19 protein-coding genes and 2 pseudogenes are annotated in these 22,654 nt (G+C 47.3%); 11 read left to right on the top strand and 10 right to left on the bottom strand.

Annotated elements, in window-relative coordinates; all coding sequences use genetic code 11:
• The first annotated feature begins 128 nt into the window (after positions 1-128).
• On the top strand, positions 129-644 hold the full coding sequence (locus I1H34_RS19250; protein WP_212662586.1) for a DUF937 domain-containing protein: 516 nt from the start codon (positions 129-131) through the stop codon (positions 642-644).
• A gap of 32 nt (positions 645-676) precedes the next feature.
• A complete protein-coding gene (locus I1H34_RS19245; RefSeq protein WP_212662585.1) occupies positions 677-1,741 on the top strand; it encodes an ABC transporter ATP-binding protein in 1,065 nt (354 codons plus the stop codon).
• Between the two features lie 119 nt (positions 1,742-1,860).
• Here I1H34_RS19245 and I1H34_RS19240 read toward each other — a convergent pair whose 3' ends face one another.
• The gene (locus I1H34_RS19240) at positions 1,861-3,129 is read right to left on the bottom strand and encodes a hypothetical protein (protein WP_212662584.1); all 1,269 of its coding nucleotides are present in this window, start codon (positions 3,127-3,129) and stop codon (positions 1,861-1,863) included.
• 513 nt (positions 3,130-3,642) lie between these two features.
• On the opposite strand from I1H34_RS19240, the gene I1H34_RS19235 reads away from it, so the two are divergent.
• The 4 genes and pseudogenes from I1H34_RS19235 (at position 3,643) to I1H34_RS19215 (ending at position 10,542) form a co-directional block, all read left to right on the top strand.
• Positions 3,643-5,034 (top strand): lipoxygenase family protein, encoded by a 1,392-nt coding sequence (locus I1H34_RS19235; protein WP_212662583.1) that lies wholly within the window; start codon positions 3,643-3,645, stop codon positions 5,032-5,034.
• 824 nt (positions 5,035-5,858) lie between these two features.
• Positions 5,859-7,448 carry a type 2 periplasmic-binding domain-containing protein gene (locus I1H34_RS19230; protein WP_249369396.1) on the top strand — a complete coding sequence of 530 codons (1,590 nt, stop codon included), beginning with the start codon at positions 5,859-5,861 and terminating at the stop codon, positions 7,446-7,448.
• A 54-nt stretch (positions 7,449-7,502) separates the two neighbouring features.
• The gene (locus tag I1H34_RS19225; protein ID WP_212662581.1) at positions 7,503-9,038 is read left to right on the top strand and encodes a phytoene desaturase family protein; all 1,536 of its coding nucleotides are present in this window, start codon (positions 7,503-7,505) and stop codon (positions 9,036-9,038) included.
• Between the two features lie 112 nt (positions 9,039-9,150).
• A pseudogene (locus I1H34_RS19215) lies at positions 9,151-10,542 on the top strand (ISKra4 family transposase).
• 25 nt (positions 10,543-10,567) lie between these two features.
• Here the strand turns inward: I1H34_RS19215 and I1H34_RS19210 are convergent.
• The 5 genes from I1H34_RS19210 to I1H34_RS19190 all read right to left on the bottom strand — a co-directional run bounded on the left by I1H34_RS19210 (position 10,568) and on the right by I1H34_RS19190 (position 14,412).
• Entirely contained in the window at positions 10,568-10,831 is a 264-nt protein-coding gene (locus tag I1H34_RS19210; RefSeq protein WP_212662580.1) for a Txe/YoeB family addiction module toxin, read from the bottom strand.
• Entirely contained in the window at positions 10,824-11,078 is a 255-nt protein-coding gene (locus tag I1H34_RS19205; RefSeq protein ID WP_212662579.1) for a type II toxin-antitoxin system Phd/YefM family antitoxin, read from the bottom strand. The genes I1H34_RS19210 and I1H34_RS19205 overlap by 8 nt, the downstream gene beginning before the upstream one ends.
• A gap of 62 nt (positions 11,079-11,140) precedes the next feature.
• Entirely contained in the window at positions 11,141-11,857 is a 717-nt protein-coding gene (locus tag I1H34_RS19200; protein WP_212662578.1) for a hypothetical protein, read from the bottom strand.
• 63 nt (positions 11,858-11,920) lie between these two features.
• Entirely contained in the window at positions 11,921-12,409 is a 489-nt protein-coding gene (locus I1H34_RS19195; RefSeq protein WP_212662577.1) for a GNAT family N-acetyltransferase, read from the bottom strand.
• A 44-nt stretch (positions 12,410-12,453) separates the two neighbouring features.
• Positions 12,454-14,412, bottom strand: coding sequence for a tetratricopeptide repeat protein (locus I1H34_RS19190; RefSeq protein WP_212662576.1), 1,959 nt, complete (start codon positions 14,410-14,412; stop codon positions 12,454-12,456).
• Between the two features lie 327 nt (positions 14,413-14,739).
• On the opposite strand from I1H34_RS19190, the gene I1H34_RS19185 reads away from it, so the two are divergent.
• The 3 genes from I1H34_RS19185 to I1H34_RS19175 all read left to right on the top strand — a co-directional run bounded on the left by I1H34_RS19185 (position 14,740) and on the right by I1H34_RS19175 (position 17,307).
• Complete coding sequence (locus I1H34_RS19185; RefSeq protein ID WP_212662575.1) at positions 14,740-15,213, top strand: Hsp20/alpha crystallin family protein; 474 nt, start codon at positions 14,740-14,742, stop codon at positions 15,211-15,213.
• A gap of 240 nt (positions 15,214-15,453) precedes the next feature.
• Positions 15,454-16,407 carry a thermonuclease family protein gene (locus tag I1H34_RS19180; protein ID WP_212662574.1) on the top strand — a complete coding sequence of 318 codons (954 nt, stop codon included), beginning with the start codon at positions 15,454-15,456 and terminating at the stop codon, positions 16,405-16,407.
• 69 nt (positions 16,408-16,476) lie between these two features.
• Complete coding sequence (locus tag I1H34_RS19175) at positions 16,477-17,307, top strand: hypothetical protein (RefSeq protein WP_212662573.1); 831 nt, start codon at positions 16,477-16,479, stop codon at positions 17,305-17,307.
• A gap of 103 nt (positions 17,308-17,410) precedes the next feature.
• On the opposite strand, the pseudogene I1H34_RS19170 reads toward I1H34_RS19175, so the two are convergent.
• The 4 genes and pseudogenes from I1H34_RS19170 to I1H34_RS19155 form a co-directional block, all read right to left on the bottom strand.
• Positions 17,411-18,239 (bottom strand): annotated as a pseudogene (locus I1H34_RS19170) (IS1 family transposase).
• Between the two features lie 71 nt (positions 18,240-18,310).
• Entirely contained in the window at positions 18,311-19,573 is a 1,263-nt protein-coding gene (locus I1H34_RS19165) for an acetylornithine transaminase (RefSeq protein WP_212662572.1), read from the bottom strand.
• A gap of 29 nt (positions 19,574-19,602) precedes the next feature.
• The gene (locus I1H34_RS19160; RefSeq protein WP_212662571.1) at positions 19,603-20,055 is read right to left on the bottom strand and encodes a hypothetical protein; all 453 of its coding nucleotides are present in this window, start codon (positions 20,053-20,055) and stop codon (positions 19,603-19,605) included.
• A gap of 8 nt (positions 20,056-20,063) precedes the next feature.
• Complete coding sequence (locus tag I1H34_RS19155; protein WP_212662570.1) at positions 20,064-20,774, bottom strand: DUF1995 family protein; 711 nt, start codon at positions 20,772-20,774, stop codon at positions 20,064-20,066.
• 189 nt (positions 20,775-20,963) lie between these two features.
• Between I1H34_RS19155 and I1H34_RS19150 the strand changes: the two genes are divergently transcribed.
• Positions 20,964-21,683, top strand: coding sequence for a sulfotransferase family protein (locus I1H34_RS19150; protein ID WP_212662569.1), 720 nt, complete (start codon positions 20,964-20,966; stop codon positions 21,681-21,683).
• Between the two features lie 269 nt (positions 21,684-21,952).
• A complete protein-coding gene (locus I1H34_RS19145) occupies positions 21,953-22,651 on the top strand; it encodes an MBL fold metallo-hydrolase (protein WP_212662568.1) in 699 nt (232 codons plus the stop codon).
• Positions 22,652-22,654 lie beyond the last annotated feature (3 nt).

Raw genomic sequence — 22,654 nt, 5'->3', positions numbered from 1 at the left:
CAATGAAGGGATATGCCCTTAACTTGATCCCGTGATTGCTCACCCCTTAGGATGAGGCTCAGTTATCGATCTTCGGGACTGGAGTATGATGCTGCAGTCTGATCCTCACCTTAAGCCGACAAATTCCTATGGGACTCTTTGATCAAATCGTTAGCGCTATTGATAACCCAGCGTTACAAGCCAATACCGGCCAATTGGGCAATATCCTGAATACAGTGCAGCAGCTCAGCCAGCAACCAGGCATGAACAATAGCTCCACTGAAGTAGTGATGTCTTTGCTGGGCAATCATGTCCGTTCTGCCTTAAAGTCTCAGTCCGCAGACCAAGCCCAAGCTCTCGTCAATCAATACGGTGGTACTAATGCCAACGGGGCTGCGGTCAATGCCCTGTTTTCTGGCGGGCAACAACAGCAAATTGCCCAAGAAATTTCTCAGCGGACGGGTTTAAGTAGCAGCGTTATTCAAGGACTTTTGCCTGTACTCGTTCCCATCGTGTTGAATTTGCTTCATAGCGGTTCTTCCCAAGCTAATCCAAACCAGGGTTCTAATCCCGTCTTAAATCAGTTTTTAGACAGTGATGGGGACGGTGATGTCGATGTTGCCGATGCCCTGCGCTTAGCCGGAAACTTCTTAGGCCAGCGTTAGCCTTTTACAAAACCTCAATCTCCCTCTGCACTATGGCAAAACTTGAGATCAAACACCTCAATAAAACCTACAACCCCAAAGTTGTTCCCGTTAAGGACCTCAGCCTAGCTGTAGAGGATGGTGAGTTCTTGACATTGCTAGGCCCTTCTGGCTGTGGCAAATCTACTACTCTGCGCCTGATTGCGGGGTTGGAACAACCCACCCGAGGGGATGTGGTGATTGGACCTGATGTGGTTACTCATAAGAGTGCCGGGGACCGAGATATTGCCATGGTGTTTCAAAGCTATGCGCTCTATCCCCATATGAATGTCTACGACAATATTGCGTCAGGGTTGAAGCTGCGCAAAATGTCTAGCAATGATATTCAGCAGCGGGTGGCTGAAGCTAGCCGCGTCCTCAACCTCGATGACTTAATGCGGCGTAAACCCGGACAACTCTCGGGGGGACAACGACAGCGGGTGGCCCTAGGTCGCGCCTTAGTTCGCAATCCTGCAGTGTTTTTGTTAGATGAACCCTTAAGTAATCTGGATGCTCTGCTGCGAGAGCAGGTGCGGGCAGAACTTAAGCAGTTATTTGAGAAGCAAAATGCTCCCGTCGTCTACGTCACCCACGATCAGACAGAAGCCATGACCCTATCCACCAAGGTGGCAGTGCTCTATCAGGGTGATTTACAGCAGCTCGATCCACCCCAAAAAATTTATTCTCACCCTGCCAACCAGTTCGTGGCTGGGTTTATTGGCAGCCCTCAGATGAATCTCTTAACCCTCAGATGTGAGAATCAATCGGCCATGCTAGGAGATACTCGCATCCCGCTACCCAGCGGAGTCGGAAATCTAAGAGAGATTGTGTTAGGTATTCGGCCTGAACATACCCGACTGGCTACACCGGGTGATACCACTACGGTCACGGGACAAGTCTATCTGGTAGAAAACTTGGGAATGAGTAATCTCTTGAGCATTAAAGTCCAGGGCACTGAAGAGACGATACGGGCTTTGTTACCCACCGACCAAACTTGGTCAGGAGAAACCATTTCGGTGGCATTACCCACCAATCAACTGCATTGGTTTGATGTGCAATCGCAACTGCGGTTGGCATAGCAATCAAGATTTATTGAACGAAGTAATCAAGAAGAAAGTATGTCACTGGTCTAGCGAGAAATAACATGCTCACTTCTTTATTGAAGCTTGTAGAATCTATGCTTGAAAAACTAAAGGGTTCAGTCTGTTTTACCCAGATATTCTCGATTGATAAACTCTACGGATTCAGCAGCTTCGTTAGCCGTTCTCATTGAAATCGTTGGAATTGCTTTTCTCGTAGGACTGGCTGGAGGGAACCACCCAAAACTCCTGACATTCCATCCACTTTTAGGTAGTAGGGATGGATCAACACCAGAAATATTAGTGGGTAGCTTGTAGCTGAAAGCTCCATTTCTAGATTTTGTCAGTCGGCTACGAAAAACACTTTCTGTATGACAACTGACGCAATCCGTATTGAAAAAGTGGGATTTCTGAGGATTAGCAATGATGTCAGGAATATCCTGTACCTGTGGGGTTGGACTGCCTTGAACAACTGAGTTCCTCCATCGGGCTGTAGTTGTTGGTCCTAGCAACATCGCTGTACTGACCCCTTGGTTTTGATCGATATTGGTTGGAGTGGGGGTTGGAATTATGCGTTGACCAAAGCTTGTCCCAGTGATCATTTGGGCATTCTGTCCTCCAAGTGTTGGGAAAGCCTGTTGCACAAAGGTGCCATCTGGTTGTCTAGACATGGCAAAGAATATCCAGGGTTCTTTGGTTCCATCTAGCCCCATAAATGCAACCCCTCCTAGTTGTTGCTCTGAAAGGTGTTTTTGCAGAAATTGCTTTAAACTTTCTTCAAAACTAGTTTGTTGGGCTTTAAGGCCGGGATGAATACTTAAATTCCCGCTGGTTTCAATTCCAACTGACTGGAGGTCTGCCTTTAAGGTCTGTAAATCATTAACGATTTCGCGAAATTTACGTTCATCAGGTATGGCTTTGGGTGGTCCATTGGGGATAGCTGGTGTATCCACCCCTTGGAGGTATCTGAACACTAAATGCGCTGTCAAATCATGGATCTTAGGTCCAGCGGCGCTGACAGTTACGGGCTGAGCAACCACACGAATTTGTGGTGCACAACCAAAGACCTGATTAATGGCTTTGTCCGTACCGGGTGCGCATGGATCTACCCTGACCCCTACCACTTTCCAGGTATCTATCTGCTTGAGCTGAGGTGCGAAGGTGCGACCAAAGTTAATAGTATTGTTTGAGACTTTAACCGTTTGTGCTTGGTTAATGACAGAATCAAATACTTGTTGTGGCCATATTTTGTCGCCAGCTAAAGTTTCTTCTCCCACGGAAATCAGTTTTGTCACGTCCTGTTGAGTGGTGGGTATTGGCCACAGGAAGGAGACATCATTAACATCCAAGGTAAGTGCATCAGCTATAGAGGGAGCAATAGGTATCATCAGACTAAAAGTAAACCCAATGAATACCAGGATAAATCCTAAAAATCTAAGTATTATATTCATTTAATTCTTGTTTTTATTATTCTTGATTAGTGGCCGCTTTTGTTTATTTTTTGAATGCCTTTGATCAGGAATTACCGAACTCAATTTTTTGGTATTTGGAATAAAGTCAATTAAATATTTGACTTTATCTGTCTATATATCTATCGGCCTATTGCCAAAAGAGTTATGCTTGTTGATACAAAATTTCATAAACAAAAAAGCAACGAATCTCTTATGGCCTCTAGAGAATGCTTTTTCTTGTAAACACAAGTTTTGGAAGATGAGAATAAAAAAAATTAATCTAAAGAAACTAGAAAATATTTAAATATATTTAAGTTGAAATAATTTCAGCCTATAAATAGTAAATAGCTAAGAATGGGGTGATTTTTTATTGATCTCTGCGTAAAATTTATCGATGCCTCAGAGAACAATATATGTCCCTTAACTAGCAATAGTCTTGCCATTCTGCTTATGTCTACTGAGAATCTCTTCCCTTATGCACCGGGTCCTGGAATAGCGAAATTCGACCCAGCTAGCCCCTTGCCTGATCATGTGAAGCCAACTCGTCGCTATCTTGCAAATTTGGGTCTTCTTCTACTACCAGCTCAGCCTTTTCCGCCAATGCCACCGAAAGAAGGGACTGAACCAGGTTCTTTGCAACCGGGCCAGATTCTTCTTGGTATTCAAGGCTCATTAGGATTGATGGATAAAGACGTAACGGCATTTATGCCACCCAATTTGACTCGCTTGCATCCGGATAAATTTAGTGATGAATTCTTTGTGGAAAGACGCCTAAATGGTTTCAACCCAGGCAAGCTAAATAAAGTCCAGAATAAGCCATGGCAGTATGCCGTGCGATACGACTGTAGCAAGTATCAGGTGGAGCCAGCGGGTATTTTACCTAAGATTATAGAGGCTCGTTTTTGTCTGAATGCACAAAAACTCAATGTTCATTCCATTGAATTTACTATGAATGGTAAACCTACAATTCAAACACCGGGAGATGAAGAATGGGAACAGACAAAACGTCTTTTTCGTTGTGCAGAGTTTGTTCTTCAAGAAAGCCAGTCGCACCTGGCAAGAACCCATATGAATATGGACCAGTATGCAATGGCATACTATCGAAATGTGGTGAATAATCCTATTAAGGAATTATTAGAACCTCATTTAGAAGGGCTAATCAATATCAATAAGCTAGGAGCTTCTCTGATTATTGGGGATAAAGGTTTTATCCCTGAGGCTTCAGCGCTTGAGCCTGCCAGTATCAATGACCTAATTGAAGAAGAAATCAGACATCTAACTTACCGGAATTGGAATCCTTCTGTACAGAAACTCCCTGATTTTGTGGCTAACAACTACTTTGATCCAGCTGCGATCGCAATGTGGGAACTGTTAACCGAATATGTCGATGGATTTATTAGTCACCATAGAACAGGTATTGAGGCTTGTTGGAATGAAATTCAAGATATGTCGAAGGATCTAAGCTCCCATGCCATTCTCAAACCTGAATTAGGAAAATTAGATATTCTCGGTTTGGAAGATTTGGCTCAGCTTTGTGTTTATGTGATCTATATCAGCTCTTTCTTTCATTCTTGGGTTAATAACAAGCAGTATGAAGATGGTGGAGATGTAGATTATGCAGTCATTGGTCTATGGGATAGTCAGAGTCCACATTACGACCCTGTTCAAGTTGCAACACGTGAAGCTAAGCAAGCTTCTTTGCTATGGACTCTGTCGAATGTTCGCTATAACCCGATACTAGAAGCGGGGCCAGGTCCACTAAAAGATTTAATTTGGGCCCGACGTGACGTGATTTCTCCTGGTTTGCCCGTTGAAGATATTATGATGAGCATCAATATTTAATGCTTCCATAAACTGAGTATTAATCCTGCTATTTCAACGTCTGGCAGTTTATAGAAAAGAATGTGATGGCATTGGTGAATAGGCTAGCAGTGATGCTTAGATGTGATCGCAAACTTTGAAACGGCTACAAATGTTCGTGACATGATTTTTTGATGATTCTCTCCGAAATTCAGAGAATGTCTGTACTTTCGCGATTCCTCACTCCCGTGATAATTAGCCTCAGACCTTCCGGTTAAATCGGGGAGAGGTAGTTGGCCTGGAGTTATTGCCTAGCTCAGGGGTAGATACCTAGGATATGCCTTGTTAAAAAACTCCCGGGCTGATTTTCATGCAGCCGCCATCATTAGGATGGGAATTAGAAATGCACCATTGACCTTTCACTCCTCATGCTCAATGGGAGCTACATTCTCTAATGCATCATTGAGATAGCCTCCTACTGGAGTTCCGTCTTTGACACGCCACAATATTTTTGTTGACTGATAAAGATGCGCTATCGACTAGAGGGATCAAAGGGGCTTTTCTTGAGTATGACTGTCCCCTCATAAAGCCCAATCATTGCATGGTAAAACTGTTCACCTGTAACAGCTATTATTTGGCCGCTGGATGATAATAGGGCTAAATAGCCAGCTCTCGCCTCATTTATTGGGTGGTTCGCACCCTAGAGTCCTTGAATGGGGACTTACAGCTTATTATGTCTATATAATGGAAACGATGAATGGTGAGGGGACATTCGATTGGCGACTGAACTAGACGTTGAAAGAAAAGCTGGCGACGAAGGTGAGCGCAAGTACTGCTGGCAATGCGACTTTGTGACACGAATGCACATGACAAAGTGCATTGTTTGTGGAGCGCCACTGTACGACAAGCCTAAACATAAACGTATTACTCAACCTCAAAATACTTTGCCATCTGACGACAAAACTAAGCGACCGAACAAGAAAACAACGGTTCTCCTGAGTTTTTTACTCTTTGCCGGGGCGGTAAGTGCTGCGATTGCATTGATCAGTCCTTGGAAGCGAGCAACTGAGCCAGTTGTCAGTCCTGGCCCTGCGAATATCGAGGTCTTAGGCGATACGTTCTTAGGCTACAGTACCCTTTGGGATCAGGACTTCCAGAAAAAGCTCAAAGATGCTGAAATTACCATCGGATATTCGGATGAGCTAGATCAGAAAACGCGAGCCCAAAAGCTCTCCAGCGGCGAAGTTGATTTTATGGTGACGACCATTAATCAACTGTTTGAGACCCCCAGTACGGGCAAAATCATTGCCATGTGGGATTGGACCCGTGGAGCCGATCGTCTTGTCCTCAATAACAAGCAATTTCCCCAAGTCACTACGATTCAAGGGTTGAATCGTGCGGCCACCCAAGCTGCACAGCAGGGAGAACTCCTATCCATTATTTTTGCGGGCAATACGCCTAGCGAATATCTCAGTATTCTGTTGGCGGATAAGTCTCCAGAGTTTGCGTTGGAAAAATTCAACATCATTCGTGTGGATGATTCATCGACGGCATGGCAGCGGTTTCAGAATCCTCAACCTGGAGAAAATATCGTCGCTGGAATTTTTTGGGAGCCTTATGTGACTCAGGCGAGTCGAGCTGGATATATTCCTTCTCTATCTTCTGCCCATGTTCAACGATCGATTGTTGATGTGGTGGTGGCGTCTCCCCAAGTCCTAGCGGATCACCCTGGTAAAGTTCAACAGTTTGTAAATGCCTACTACGAGCATATTTCGCGACGTTCCATTGATAAAACGGCTTGGCGACAGCAGTTTGAGAATTTAGGGGGATTGACTTCATCAGAATCCTTGAACTTTTTGCAAGGCGTGTACTTTTTTGAGATCAACTGTGCCAATCATTGGATGAATGGCCCGACGAAGTTGCTTCGTCAGCGTCTCAATTACACGAAACAGGTGCTATACGGCAGTGGTCGTCTGACTGCAACGCCAAATAGCGTGGATCAGCTTTATGATGGCCGCTTTGTGGCTGAACTCGCAACGTCAGATGCGGCTGCTAGCTGTCCCGCATCCCAAGCAACTGCTCCACCGATTGCACCTAAGCCTAACTCTGCACCCTCTGCTCCGGCTGAAAAGACCCAGGCAAAGGCAACGGCCACAACGCAAACAACCATTGCTATTCAGTTTGAAGTGGGGGCAGCTCAACTGAATGATCCAGCCAAAAAGGCATTGGATCAGGTTTTGGATACAGCCAATCCCAACGACACGGTGCGAATTAATGCCACCTTTGTGGATGCCAGTAGTGCTAGAGCTTTGGCTTTGTTGAAAAGTCGGGCAACTGCGGTGGAACAATATGTTGCGGATAGACTGCCTACGGCGAGTATTCAGACGACTTTGAATTCTGGTGGGACTGAAAGCCCAAATGTTAGGGTCTCGATTGGCAAAGGATTAACCCCTTAACCCGTTCTGGCGTTAGCATTTGAATGAGACAACCCTAAGGCCTTACTAGCAACAATGGCAGATTATGACGTCCTCGTGATTGGTAGCGGTATTGGGGGGCTGATTGCTGGCAGTTTGTTGGCCCGATACGGTAAACGGGTATTGATTTGTGAGAGCCATGCGATTCCGGGTGGGGCTGCCCATGGATTTCAACGCCAAGGCTTTCATTTTGATACTGGTCCTTCCTTTTATTGTGGCCTGAGTGACCCTCAGAGCTTGAATCCGGTGCGCCAAGTGTTGCAGGTTTTAGGCGAAACGGTAGATGCGATCGCATATGATCCTCTCGGCTACTATCACTTCCCCGAAGACGATCCGGCAGGGCATTTAGCAGATGGCTTCCCCATCTATGGCGACGCTCAAAAATACCGAGAAGCCGTCGCTCAAATTACCCCTGATGGCGCCCGTCAACTCCAGAAACTGGAACAAAAATTTCTGGCCCTATTTGCGCCTCTCAAGCAAATTCCCCTCCTTACCCTACGCAGTAACTGGACCTTGATTCCCTGGCTGATTCGGCATCAGCCGATGGCCTTAGCCCAGTTATTGCCTCAGCTCCGCAATATCCAGAGTTCTGCTGGGGCAATGCTTAATCGAACCGTGAGCGATCCTTGGGTGCGTCGCTTGTTCGATGTGGAATGCTTTCTACTTTCAGGGCTTACAGCCCAAGACACCGTTGCTCCAGAAATGGCATTTATGTTTGGGGAACGGTCCGGTTCCACCATTGATTATCCCGTGGGCGGCAGTCCTGCGATTATCCAAGCCCTGATTCGAGGTCTCAAAAAGTGGGGAGGAGAACTTCGCCTGAAGACCCATGTGGACCAAATTTTAGTTCAAGGTGGAACCGTTCAGGGGATTCAGCTGAAGAATGGAGAACGCCTAACTGCCCCAATCGTTATTTCTAATGCCACGGTTTGGGACACCTTCAATCAGCTTCTCAAACCTGAGCATGTACCATCTGCCTATCGACGACAATCCTTGGCAACTCCTGCCGTTGATAGCTTTATGCATCTCCATGTGGGGATTCAGTCGGAGGGGCTAGCGGACCTTCCTGGACATCATGTGGTGATTCATAGCAATCAACAGCCCATCACTCATCCTGGCAATACCTGTATGGTGTCTATTCCTTCAGTTTGGGATGCATCCTTAGCGCCCCAAGGACATCATGTGATTCATACCTATACTCTGGAACCCTTTGCCCCTTGGGAACGGGTGGAGGATTATGATCGGCTCAAGCAGGAGCGGGCACAGTCCCTCTATCGAGCCTTAGAAAATGTGATACCAGATGTGCGATCGCGCATCACTCTAGAACTCATTGGCACCCCTCTTACCCATCGCCACTATCTCCGTCGCCATCAGGGCACCTATGGTCCTGCCATTGCCGCAGGCAAGGGAACCTTCCCCAGCTGCCATACCCCCATATCAGGGCTGTATCGAGTCGGGGATTCAACCATGCCTGGGATTGGTGTTCCTGCAGTGGCGGCCTCCGGTATCCTCTGTGCCAATACTCTAGTTTCTCCACAGCAGATTCAGGATTTGCTAAAAACGGTGGCTTGAAGTGCTTGAAATGAAAAGCACCTAGAGGGCGTAAGCAAAGGATCGGGGATGCATGGCTCAAAGAAAAACGGGTCAAGGACAATAGATCCTGTACCCGAACCAAAAAACTATCATGACCCTACCATCGCAATTGCTAACCGTGCTAGCCCATGACGAATTTCTAGAACAAACTGAAGCACTCAAAGTATCAACCAGCCTGAGTCAGATGGTTTATATCGTTCTGCAAATGGGCTTGTTTCTAGCTCGCTGTCTTCTGGAGGATGAACTCTCAAGGCGCGCGAAAGCAGTATTTGTATGGCCTGTATGTACTACCTGCGGAACCCGCTTACATTCGAAGGGATGGGAATCTCGTCAGATGCAGACACTGGTAGGCACTATCTCTTGAAAGCGACGGGTGGGCCGTTGTCCCAAAGGATGTCCAGGCAGTCTGTTGACTCCCCTGGATCAAGCCATTGGGATTGCCCCCTATCAGCACAGCAGCGAAGAACTGGTGCGTCTGGGCTGCTTGTTGAGTCTGTTCATGCCCTATGAACTGGCCAGTTGGATGCTGGGTCAGTGGAGTGGTCTATCCGTGAGTCCATCCAGTTTGTGGAACTGGGTGCAATCCGTGGGTAACAAAGCTCAGCAGGAATTAGAAGCTCAACTCAACGCTCAATCATCAGGGACTCAGGCCCCTTGTGAAGCGATTTCAGAGATGTTATCTGCTCTACCTTTGGCCATTGCCGCCGATGGTGTGATGGTCCCCTTTCGCCCCACCCCGAACTCACCCAAGGGAAAAATCCAGTGGCGAGAAGTCAAAGTCGCCATCTTAGCTCGCCTGGGAACACGGGTTACCCGAGCTAAAAAGGAGGTCCCCCAATTACTGCGTCGAAGACTGGTGGCAGTATTGGGCGATATCGACCAGTTCATCCCTTTACTTCAACTCGAAGCTCACAAACAAGACTTTGAATCTGCTCCAAAAGTCATCTGGCTCAGTGATGGGGGACGAGGCTTCTGGCGAGTCTATCGCACCTTGTTCTCTCATTGTGCTGTGGCAGTCCTCGACTTTTTTCATTCAGCAGGCCATCTGGCACGAGCAACTAAAGCGATGTTTGGAGATGCCCGCTCTGCTCAAGCCCAAGCCTGGTTCCGGCACTGGCGACACCAATTGCGACACGGGCAACACCTACTTGTATTACGGTCCTTGACGATATTGATTCACTCACAACTGTTAACGGGAAAGTCTTTTTCAACGTTGCTCCAGGTGCAGGCTTATTTCCAACGCCATCATAACCACATCCGTTATCGGCACTTTGAACAGCAACAGATTCCTCTCGGGTCAGGAATGGTTGAAAGTGCATGCAAGTGGTTGATTCAGCAGCGCTTTAAGGGAGTTGGCATGCGCTGGAGTGAGGATGGTTTCAACCATTTACTGATCTTGAGAATTGCCTGGGTCAATGAACGGTTTGACTCCTTATTCCCAGAGGTGACCATTCCGAAAACTAAGGCATCCCCGATCCGCTAAATACGCCCGCACCTAGAGTTAAGGACTAATAATGATACCGACAGGCAATAATTGTCAGATAGTGATCATCAATGGCATAGACTAATCGATGGGTCTCATCTATGCGTCGAGACCAAAATCCCGATAGATTTTCTCGTAAAGCCTCAGGTTTACCAATGCCTTCAAATGGCTGATTGTTCGTAGCCTGAATGAGCTTATTGATCCGCTTCAGCGTTTTTTTATCCTGTCCTTGCCAGTAGAGATAGTCATTCCAGGCAGCATCTGTCCAGGCCAATTTGCGACTACTCATCCAAGAGGTCTTGCTCAGTCACTTGTCCCTGTCGATATTGGGCAATGGATTGTTCTAGGTGAGCTGCATTGGCGGGTGACTTTAACAAATGAACGGTTTCTAGCAAGCTATTAAAAGACTCCAGAGACATCAACACTGCATCATCAGCATCTCGTCGAGTGATGATCGTGTAGTCGGCATCATCAACGACTCGATCGAAGACAGCTTTCAGTTTGCTGCGGGCTTCACTGAAGGAAATGATGTTCATATTCTCTTGTACTACTTACTGTACAAGTATAGCCGATCAGACAAGTGATGTTGTCATAGACTCTACTGGGCTTGGCCTTTGAGAATAACAGTCTGATCCTGAAAATTCAGATCCTTAATTTGGAGCTGTCCCAACTGGAGATTTATGGGGCTGTCTAAGAGATTGGTTGGAAGATTGATGCGATCGCGGATATCCCCATAGGAAAATCGAACATTGCCCACGACTAACCTGGCATCTTCTCCTAGGACCACTTTCCCCTGTTGGACCTGGGGCTTGCCCTCCACTCCCACATAGATTTCCTTATCTTGTAAAACCGGGAAACTTTGCAGTAATCCCTTGACCGTTGCCTGATACTCAGATGGCAACTGGTCTAGGGGAAGTGCCGATGTATCCACCACAATCCCGGTTTGGAGCTGGCCCGCTTCAATTTTGGTATTCATCGCTTTTACTGAGGTAATCACTTTAGGACTACGAGCCTGGGCTGGGAGTGATGTGACCACAAACTGATTGAATTCTTGGGCCGTTAATTGCACTTCAGGTGTTTGGGAGGCGGTGGTGCTGAGGACTCGATCTACTTTTTGGTGCAGGCCAAAGGCTAAGCTCTCTATTTCAGCAGGGTCATCGATTTGGGTGGGCAGTAATGTGGAGGGGGCTGTTTCTGGTGTTGATTCACGGGTATACCAATCGGGGAGATGGGTGACCTGTTGCCAGGCATAGGCCAACCAGCCGCCACCTCCTAGTAGCAACAAGAAGGCGACCAGTCCTATCTTTTTAAGCATGCAAACCTACTTCAAACCTGAGCCTAGCTGAACACTTGGCTCCCCCATTCCAAGACCAACGCTCTATGACGCTGAATGCCTCCTAAGAGTTTCAGTTAGATTTTTGACCATAGCAATATGAGACATATCTGCCTGGATAAAGGGTTCTCCCTGCCGTTCGAATCCAAATTGTTCGTAAAACGATGCCGACGGAGCTTGGGCATAAAGAATCGCCGTGGCAAATCCCTGTTGTTGGACATACTGCAGGACTGAGGTTGTAATCGCTTTGCCAATTCCCTGCTGACGAAATCCCTGCAATACCGCTACCCGTTCAATTTTAGCTTGGGTTCCATCTCCATAGGCTCTGACACGGGCAATGCCGACGGGTTGCTGTTGCCAATAGGCAATAAAGTGATCGGCGGTTGCATCTTCTCCATCCATATCCAGTTCAGGATCGATGTTTTGCTCAATGTGAAACACTTGCTGCCGAATTAGAAAGATATCGCCAGCATAGTCTGTATAAGGGGTCTGTCTAACCTCCAAATTAGAACCCAATGATGCATCGATAGTCATTGCCAATCCATAAATAGACCTTGGCTCTAACTATAATCTGCATATCACAGACTTGAACTAAAGCGTTTTCGCCAGTATTTTAACCGCGGGCTAATGAGCTGCATATCCATAGCCACCTGCTCCCATACATTGAACCAGCCCCGAGCCCCCTCTCTTTGCTTTTTGGCTAAGGATAGTTCAATGTAGGCGTCCATAAGGGCATCAAACTCTCCAATATGGAAGCTATCGCGGGACAAAAAAGAGTGCAACAGGGCCTCGGCAGCTTCCACTTCGTGGTTCTGTAGATGTAGCTTAGCCATCGCCGCACTCGCAAACAGATAGTCTGGGTATCGATCGACAATTTCATGAATGAGAGCATTGGTTTCATCCTCACGATCTTGCTGGCTAAGAGCCATTGCCAGATTATTCATCAGATCAGGAGAGTCTGGCTCTATGGCTAACGCTTGCTTTAAGAGGGTTTCAGCCTCAATCGCTGGCTCTTTGCTATTTGCTCTTAGAAGATAGATAGCCTCTTCCAACAAACTTTTTACCCGCTTAGTATGTTTAACGAGGGGGTCAGTATGGAATTGATAAGCCAACAGCATTATTTCGCGCCATTCTCCTTCAATCCAAAGTGTTACTTTATCTTTAGGGATTAACTTGGCTTGAGCTGCTAAGTTAGCAGCCCGATTACGCATTGCATCTGTACCGTTCTGACTAAGGGCAAACACCTTCACCATCTCCAGCAATTCTGGTGTTTTGACTTGTTCGGCTATCGTGAGTATGAATTCCTGCCCCTGGGGGCCTCCGCGCTCTAATACTCTGGGTAGAGTAGACATCACCTTTGGATGATGTTTTAGAAATCTCTCAAAATTAGCAACTAGCTTGTCCGCCTTTTTAGACTTTAATCCAGCGTCAAGGGTTTGCTGTAACTCGTGCATCTCTTGGGGATTGATCCACTGCTCCCATTGAAAGGGCCAAGCTCCATTACGCTGGCCAATGGGGTTACGAATATTGTCTAGATTCTCTTTAGCAATGTCATGATCGTCATAGTCATTCACTGCAATTTTCCATTGAGAAATCGCCTGCTCAACCTTACCTTCTCGAGCAAGGGCGACTGCTGATAGGTGATAGAACAACATACTAGAAGGCGACTCTTCCACTGTCGCAGCTTGAGCTTGTTCCCAAACTTCAACCACACCATCATCATCAGTGAGATAGGTCAGTCCTTCTACCTTTTTTGTCCATCCATCCCAAGCACTGGCAGAACTTGCTTTGAGTTGATCGCCATAGGATTTTGCAGTATCCAGCTTCCCAGCGATAACCAAAAAATGAATCAAATTAGAAAGGGCATGAACGTTGTTAGGCTCGAAGTCTAATACGCCTTGAGCAGTGGTAATAGCACTTTCGATATCTCTTTGCATCCAACTGATTAAACTGAGGTTATTTCTAGCAGAGATAAAAGTGGGATTCTTCTCTAGAACTTGCTCTTCAGCCTCACGCGCTTCTTCATAATCACCTTGTTCCATATAGGCTTGGCCTTGTTCATGGAGCATGGCTACAGCCCAATCATCCTTAGACGTTAAGCCTATTTCTGCTAACAGATCTTGAAATTCTGGCTCTAATAGCTCTATGGTTTGTCTGGCTTGAGTGGCAAGTTCGTGATCAGGATCTAGTTCAAGTGCCTGATGAAAGGTATGTAATGCCATTAAAGGATGCTTGTTTTTTAGATATGCGCTTGCCAACATATAGGCATTGCTGGCACTAGGAGCAATGGCGTAGAGACCTTCGCAAGCTTTTTGAAAAATCTTCATTTCGCCTGTTTCTAAGCTGGCATCTACTAGAAGTTCCCACACCCATTTTTCTTGGGGGGATGATTGGCAAAGAGGATACAAAGTCCGACAGACTTCAGGCCACTCCTCTTTTCTGGCATGAGTTTTTGCTCGCTTTAGCGCACCGACCGGATTATTGGCACCAAACCCAAGATTTGCCGACTGTGATGTGGGCTTTTTGCGTTTAACCATGGTGTTATTGAGAACCTCGGCTATGAATCAGGGTTGCAGTCAGTTTATCCCAGGAATTTGGCTTTACTCAGTCGCTTTATCAAGCATTAATTAGAAACTGGGATGGAGAGATCGAGTAAGGAGTTTACTCGGGAAACCGATTATCTTGGGGCGGTTCTCCGCAACTATTCTGCACCAGACATCTTGATGAGGGTAGGATTTCTCTCCATACTGTATAGGGTTTTCAGGATTTTCGATCATGGGTTGGGTATTGCATATTGGATATAACGAACAAACAAAGCGGTTGTTTCCGCTTCACTGATAACAGCCAATGCGAGGTACAAAACTATGATGATTCGTTACTGGAACCCGATCGAAGAAGCTGATGCTATCCGTCACCAGCTTGATCGCCTTTTTGAAGAAATAGTGGATGCGGATACGTCCACCGTTAATTGGTCCCCTGCCATTGAAGTTTGGGATAAGGGCAATGCACTCATTCTCAAAGCCTTCTTGCCAGGTGTTAAGGCCGATGATTTGGATATTCAGGTGACTCGAAAATCCATCTCACTGTCCGGCCAGCGTCATGCCGAAGAGTTGCCAGACGGCACTAAACACCTCTATTCCGACATCCGGTATGGACAATTCCATCGAGCCACTAAGCTCCCGGTTGAGGTTCAAAATACTAAGGTTGAGGCCTCCTTTGACCAAGGTATTCTCACCCTCACCCTGCCAAAAGCCGAAGCCGAACAAAATAAAGTGGTGAAGGTCAACCTTGCGGGAGCGACTGAGTCACCGGCCATAGATACAGCTGACAACGTTTAATGACTTAACCGCCAGCTCTCTCTTGGGTCTAACGGGTTAACCCTGGACCGAATTCTGGTAATGCCTACTGTCCTTGAGGAGCATTGTTGCTCCTCAAGGATTTTTTTAGGAGCTGATTTCGCTGCAGTTCATTGGGGGGATGCCATGCCATCAGGTAAACATTCATGAGGAAGTGCTCCTGAGCTAGGTATAAATTCTCATTATCTGTTATGACTGACTTACGATCTGAACGTTCTTGTCATGTTTCTGGGAACCACAATAGAAACAACCGTTGTCCGAGTGGTTGATGGGGATACCATTCGGGTGCAGTTACCCCATCTTGAACAAGAGAAGTCCCTGCGTTTACTCAATCTGGAAACTGAAGAATCCAACTCGGGCAGCAATAAGATCATTACGCCTTGGGGGCAACAGGCCAAAGAACGAGCTGAGCAATTTTTTCAGCCTAATGATCGCGTAACTCTGGAATATCCTGGGACTGAATCGCCGGAGATTTGCCATCGACGCTATCAAGACAACTATGGCCGTCCCCTTCTGCTGATCCATAAACAGGGGGTGGATTATCAAGAAGTGATGATTCGAGAAGGATATAGCCCCTATTTCAATAAATATGGCAATGCTGTGTTTTCTGAGTATCATCAGCGCTATCAGCAGGCAGAACGGGACGCTCAGGAGGCTAATTTGGGAGTTTGGGACCAATTAGCAGCTAATGGAGAGAATATTCATAATTATGCAGCTTTAGGCATTTGGTGGAGCCTCAGAGCTGAAATTGTTGATGGGTTTCGTCACTATAAAGCTCACCAGTCAGACTTACTCAACTCCCGGTTAGATTTTGAGGAGATTGTGGCTAGAGCCCAGTACCAGGAGAAGGTTGTGGTGTTTACGGAGTTGCGATCGCTAAGACGTATCACCGCCACAAGTGCCCGGATCGAGATTGGTTCGGTCAAACAGCCCTTCAGTTTATATCTCCCCAATACAGAAACTCCGGGAGGCAAAGCGGTGGTTAATCTGCTCAACAATCGATACTTCAGTACCGAGAATGCTCCCAAACGGAGTTATGCCTATGTGGCTGGACAACTGCGAATGTTCAACAAAAATCCCCAAATCACTATTAAATCAACGGCCCAGATTATGGATGAACCCGCTTTGTCTGCCATACCACTTCTGAAACAAGCGGATAAGTTAGCCTCTGCCTAATATGGGATCTGATAGGGATGGGTGAAACGTTACCCGTTGATGAGTTGGAAGCCTGAGATAGCAACATCTATGAACTCACTGATCCAGCGCCAGATTGCCTTTAATCTCAGCAGCAGCAATGCATGGGACGCCTTTGCAGATCATCGGAGTCAAGTAACGTCCCTGCTAAAGCATGGTTCGGACCTGCCTCGTCTGTGTATTTTAGGTGCTGGCAATTGTAATGACCTGGATTTGATGACCCTTATCCAATTCCACCAAGATATTCATCTAGTAGATATTGATATGGATGCCTTAGCACAGGGGGTAGCCAAACAAAATCTTGCGGATCATGCTCATATCCATCTGCACGGTGGTATTGATTTAACCGGGATGATTGATCAGATGTCCCACTGGTCCCCCAACTCTGCTCTCACAGAGACAGATATTGCTGCTTGTATCGATGCTTCGGCTCACTGCCTTGCGCCACTTCCAGGCCCGTTTGAGGTAGTGGCCTCAACTTGCCTATTGAGTCAGTTGATCAAAATTGTTGTGGATACGATTGGCGAAAACCATCCCCAATTTGTGGAGGTGATTCAAGCGATTCGCTTGGGGCATTTGCGCTTGCTGATGCAACTTATAGTTCTCGGTGGTTTGGGGGTGCTGATTACAGATGTGGTTTCTTCTGATTCCTATCCACCATTGGCCTCTGTTCCCGCCCAAGATCTGAGCCAGGTGCTAGTGCAGCTAGTTCGACAGGGTAATTTCTTTCATGGTGTGAACCCTGCTGCAATCGTCAATCTCTTTCGTCAAGATCCCGTGTTAAGCCAGCAGGTGGCTAGCTTGGACCCTATTGGCCCTTGGCGCTGGAATTTCGGTCCACGTCACTATGCCGTCATTGCCGTGAAGATTCAAAAAAGATGATACTCACCCCTCTTCTGGAATGAGCCGATCATAAACATCTTCTTTGAGAAAGCACGCTGGTTGTCGAGGGATGGTGCAATGCCTCGGATAGCTTGGTCGTGCATCAAACAATTGTGGGGTAGGTGAGTATGTCATCCCAATGCCAAGCTCGCGAGGCTAGATCAGCACGTTGTGCCGCCGTTGTTTTAAGCCGACTGTGTGTCCAAATCCAATTGAAATAGCTGACCACTAATCGAGCAGTGACTTTGGTTTGCGCCCACACTTTGCCAAATTTGTTCTGGCGTCGATGCCATCGACCACTGTGCTGTCGAATAATGCCATTGGTGCGTTCGAGTCGTTGAGTTCTGTCCTTGCCAATGTAATGGTCAATCTCCCAAGGCAACACTCTTTCGTACCCCCCCAATCGTCGCTATTCCAGTCCTTGCAATCGGTCTTACCTTCAGTGCTAGTCACCAGTTCATTCAATAATGAATCGGTGTGCTTGCCCACACGACACGAGAGGATCACGCCGCTTGTGTTTGCCAAGGTAATCGCCATCCAACAATCACCCATCTCTAGCTCATGGGGAAGACAGTGTTTTTGCTTTTTTTCACAAAGGACCACATTTCATCTGCACTGACATCCTCCGTTTCAACGGCTTGCACTTGACCATTATGGAGTTGCTGAGATCGTTGGCTAGCAGCTCTTACTAGAGAGACTACAGTGTTGTAAGCCAGGCCACTGGTCCGAGTGATACCTCGAAGACTACTCCCTTCTGCATGGGCTTGGAGGACTTGTCGGACCTGCTCTGGACTCACCTGACGACGATAGTAAAGGGTATCAAAGCGTTCAGTAAAGGTCTGCTGGCACTCAGGACAACGGTATCGTTGAAGCATGTTGGGCATCTTGCCATGCTTGTGTGCTTTGGAATGACCGCATAGTGGGCATTGCATGGGTAGGTTAGAAGCTGAGCTGAGCCTCTAGTATACTCAACCCACAATTACTTGAGGCACGACCGATAGCTTTAACCCAGTTCAGCCAAAGCTTGCTGGACGGTTTGCAGTGCTTTATCTACCTCTGCCCCACTCACCACTAGAGGAGGAACGAAGCGGATAACTTTAGGGCCTGCAGGAACGAGTAGTAAACCCGCTGCCATTGCGGCTTTAATCACCTCTATCGATGTGAGTTCAACCTCAGCTTTGAGAACTAGGCCATTAATCAGTCCCCAGCCGCGAACCTCAGCAATCAAGTTGGGATATTGAGACTTAAGCGTATGTAGTCCTGCCCGTAACTGTTCTCCTCGTTGGGCAGAATTTTCTAGCAGATTTTCAGTTTCTAACGTATCGAGAACGGCTAGGGCTGCAGCACATGCAAAGGGATTGCCGCCGAAGGTGCTGGCATGATCTCCTGGCTGTAAAACACTGCAAAATTCTTTGCTGAGCAGGGCACCAATCGGAATGCCACCTGCCAACCCTTTCGCTAGAGTAAAAACATCAGGTTCAATGCCCAAATTTTGATAACCCCAGAGTTTCCCTGTCCGGCCTACACCGACTTGCACCTCATCCAGAATGAGCAAGATGCCAGTTTCATCACAGATCTGGCGCACCCCTTGGAAGTACGCTTGTTGGCCGGGTCGCACACCCCCTTCCCCCTGCAAGGGTTCAAGGAGGATGGCTGCAACTTGGCGTTGGTCCTGATCGAGAGTAGCGATTTTATCCTTTAGGGCTGCTAAATCGTTAAACGGCACATACTCAAATCCAGGTACCAGTGGATCAAAATTCTTTTGGTACTTCGGCTGTGCGGTTGCTGTAATCGTGGCTAGGGTTCGGCCATGGAAGCTAGCATCTGCCGTCAAGATAATCGGCTGCTCAATGTCCAGAACCGTATGGGCATACTTCCGGGCTAGCTTGATGGCTCCTTCGTTGGCCTCTGCCCCTGAATTACAGAAAAAGGCACGATTCGCGCAGGAATGTTGGGTGAGCCAGTGGGCTAGATCTCCCTGAGGGGGAATGTAATACAGATTAGAGACATGATGGAGAGTTTGGATTTGAGCCGTGACTGCTGCCACTAGAGCCGGATGGGCATGGCCCAAGGTGCAGGTGGCAATCCCGGCCACAAAGTCTAGATACTCGCGCCCATCCGTGTCCCATACGCGACAACCTTGTCCTCGCTCTAGGGCAATGGGAAAACGACCATAAGTGGTCATGACATCCTGATCAAAGTTGGCGGCATTAAAGGAATTGGCAGATACCGCAGACGGATCTTGAGCAAGTTCAGTAGGGCTCACAAGCACTCCTGCACGGACGAAAGGTTGACTTACATTGTAGAGGCAGACTTTTGTAAATTGCGATCCAATCCAGCTTTGACCCAATTAATACAGGCTAGTTCGCTGCTAAAGATTTTGGGGGCCGCAATATTATTCAGCCGAGTTGGTGGGTAATGATCGTAAAAGAACTTGTCTGCGATCGCAGAAATGATCACAAGGTTTTGTTTGTAGATATAGCGCTGCTTGAAGTAGTCCATGGTGGGAATAGCGGACACCTCCGCCTCTAAATGTTCCCGGGCAATATCCAAAATGCCTTCTATGCGGCTGGAGTGAAGGCCCGCTGGATTATTGGTCCGATGCCATTCACTGCGGCTTCCCAGTTCAGACAACAAGCGATAGGCATAGATTGGGGTTTGGGCAATCTCACTATAGATATAAGGAATGATCAAATGTCCGCGATAGACCACGGACTGTTCATACATAAGGCGTCGAGGGGAAATCATCAGGGCGATTATTGGGTAAGGGCTTTCCAGAATTGCTGCATATTGTCCAATAAAGAAGGCTTACGGACATCTTCCGTAGCCATGAGAGGAGCTAGAATCTGACCAATCCGTTCTCCTGAAGGCCGATTCTCCTCTGATGCCAGAAGTTGGTATTCGCTACCTTCTTCTTCCCCCTCGGCCCACCAAACTTGCCAATCAGAGGGATAGGCGCGAATCACGGCCCCTCGTTCTAATGGCAAAAAAGAATAACAAGAGTCAATATTATTTAGAAATCGCTCTCTTAGGCTCCGACCCGCCATGCCAATCCCGACAATTGAAACATCTTCTAGCTTGGGATTGAACAAAATGCAGACGCGATCTCCGGCCTGACTACAAATTTTCTCCACCTTGCCCACTTCTACGGGGGTAGGTGCAATAAAGACAAAGGCTTCATTCTCGGGTTGAACGGGCTCTAGTAATTCTTCAATCCCTCGCAACTCGTAGGTAATATCTTGCCATTGATGACGAGCTAAAGCGGCTGCCCCGGTATCGGAGAAAAAGACTTTGACGTTCTCCCCTAAATCGGGCAGTTGGCTGAGATATTGCTGGGCCACAGGTAAGGGCTTGAGTTCAGGGATGGCAATATCAATCTTTAGCAGGGTTTTGTGATCTGAGATCGCAGCTTTGGTTGCCTCAACGGCTTGGGATATTGACGTTTCCAAAGAATCGGGAAAGACCATTTGAACTTCTCACCGGAACAATAGACTCAGTTGATCTGAGGGCAATCCTCAAGGCCACAATGCGTCCCTAACTATTCTTACCTATAACTCCCCTCAAACCAAATCTGTCGAGTCAAGTATCGTTCGATTACTGAATCCTTGATATGTTCAGATCATGGCCATAGCCTGTTCAAACTTGGCAGATTACCTGTGCAAATTTTAGTGACTGGTCTTCATCGTTCTGGTACTAGTGCGACTTCAAGACTGTTGGCTACCATGACTCATCTCAGCTTGCTGGACGATCCGCAATGGGCGATCTTCCAGCCGCAAATGGCGAAAGCCTATCGGCAGGTCAGCCAATATCACCAAGAACTGACGCAATTTGACATCGTCAAATGTCCCCGGATGGGAGAGTGTCTAGATTGCATCCTGGAAGATTTCCCCCAAACTCAAGTTGTGTTCTTGGTTCGCGATCCGAGGGATGTTTACTGCTCCATTGCCGAAGCCCAAAGATCCTCAGACTCAACCGTGACGACGATGGCGGATAATCAGCGCTTTGGCCCCCATGAGTATCTATGGCAGGGTGTCGCCCTAGCCTTTCAAGCTTATGCTCAGCAAGCATTGCAGGCCCTCAATCGTGCCCCAGGACGGCTGACCCTCCTTAACTATGTCGAGATTTACCAGCATCCTCAACAAACCCTGCAAGGGCTTTGTCATCACCTTGGCCTGACGATCCACATATCTAACATCGCCTCCTTAGCGGGGCAACAATTAGGACCGACTCGAAATAAGCGTCAGAGCGATTTATCCATTAAAGGGGCGAATCGATGGCAGCAAGAACTCGATCCTGTAGAGGCAGATGATATTTTCGAGCTGTGTGGAGATGACTTTAAGACCCTGCTTACCCACTGCCGTAAATTCTCATCATGATCTTGGCCTCGACAACCTCAGATCAGGGCTAGCGGAACCTGCCACTCATACCAATTAGCACCTAAGAGTGTAATTTTAATTATTTGCTAAGCCAACTCAGTATTAGGTTTCACGAATTTGAGAGTTACACCTTCAGGCACAGCTTGGTATCAGTGCAATTCTTGAATTGGGTATTTTCATGAACAAGGGGACAGTCCGAATGGGTTTCTTGCATCGTTTTGCATTTTCAGCCACCAGCATTGTGCTGTTGTCCTTAGGTAGCCCCACCCTTGCCCAGTCTCAAGACTTCACCAATCACAGATAAACCGGTGCGATTCTTGCTGAATACCCACTGGCATTTTGATCACACAGGCGGTAACGAAAATTTCGGCAAAGCTGGGGTCGTTATTATTGCCCATAACCATGTCCGAGAACGCTTAAAAACCGATCAGTTTCTCAAGGTTTTTGACCGTAAGATTCCTGCTTCTCCCGCCGCTGCCCTTCCGATCATTACCTTTGGCGATACGGTGACTTTTCACCTCAATGGTCAGACGATTCATGCCTTTCATGTCGAACAGGCCCATACGGATGGCGATTCCGTGATTCACTTTCGAGAAGCTAATGTGATTCATGCCGGAGATGTCTATTTCAACGGTATCTATCCTTTTATCGATACGGAGCATGGGGGATCTCTCGATGGCATGATTGAGGCCACTGAGCGTATTTTAGCGATCGCAGACCGCGATACCAAGATTATTCCAGGCCATGGTCCCCTCTCTAATCGGGCTGAATTGGTGACCTATCGGCGGATGCTACTGGATGTGCGATCGCGCACCCGTACTGCGATTCAAACAGGCATAACCTTAACCGACTTTATTGCCAGTAAACCCACCGCTGACTACGACAAAACCTGGGGGAAAGGATTTTTACCGCCCCAAAAATTCCTCACCATCGTTTATCAAGACTTAGCTGCAAGGTCGACCCCCTAGTTT

Origin of the sequence: Acaryochloris marina S15, from assembly GCF_018336915.1 — a bacterium.
GTDB classification, from domain to species: Bacteria; Cyanobacteriota; Cyanobacteriia; order Thermosynechococcales; family Thermosynechococcaceae; genus Acaryochloris; species Acaryochloris marina_A.
The sequence above is the reverse complement of the archived record's forward strand: the minus strand, read 5'-3'. Positions and strand labels throughout refer to the sequence as shown.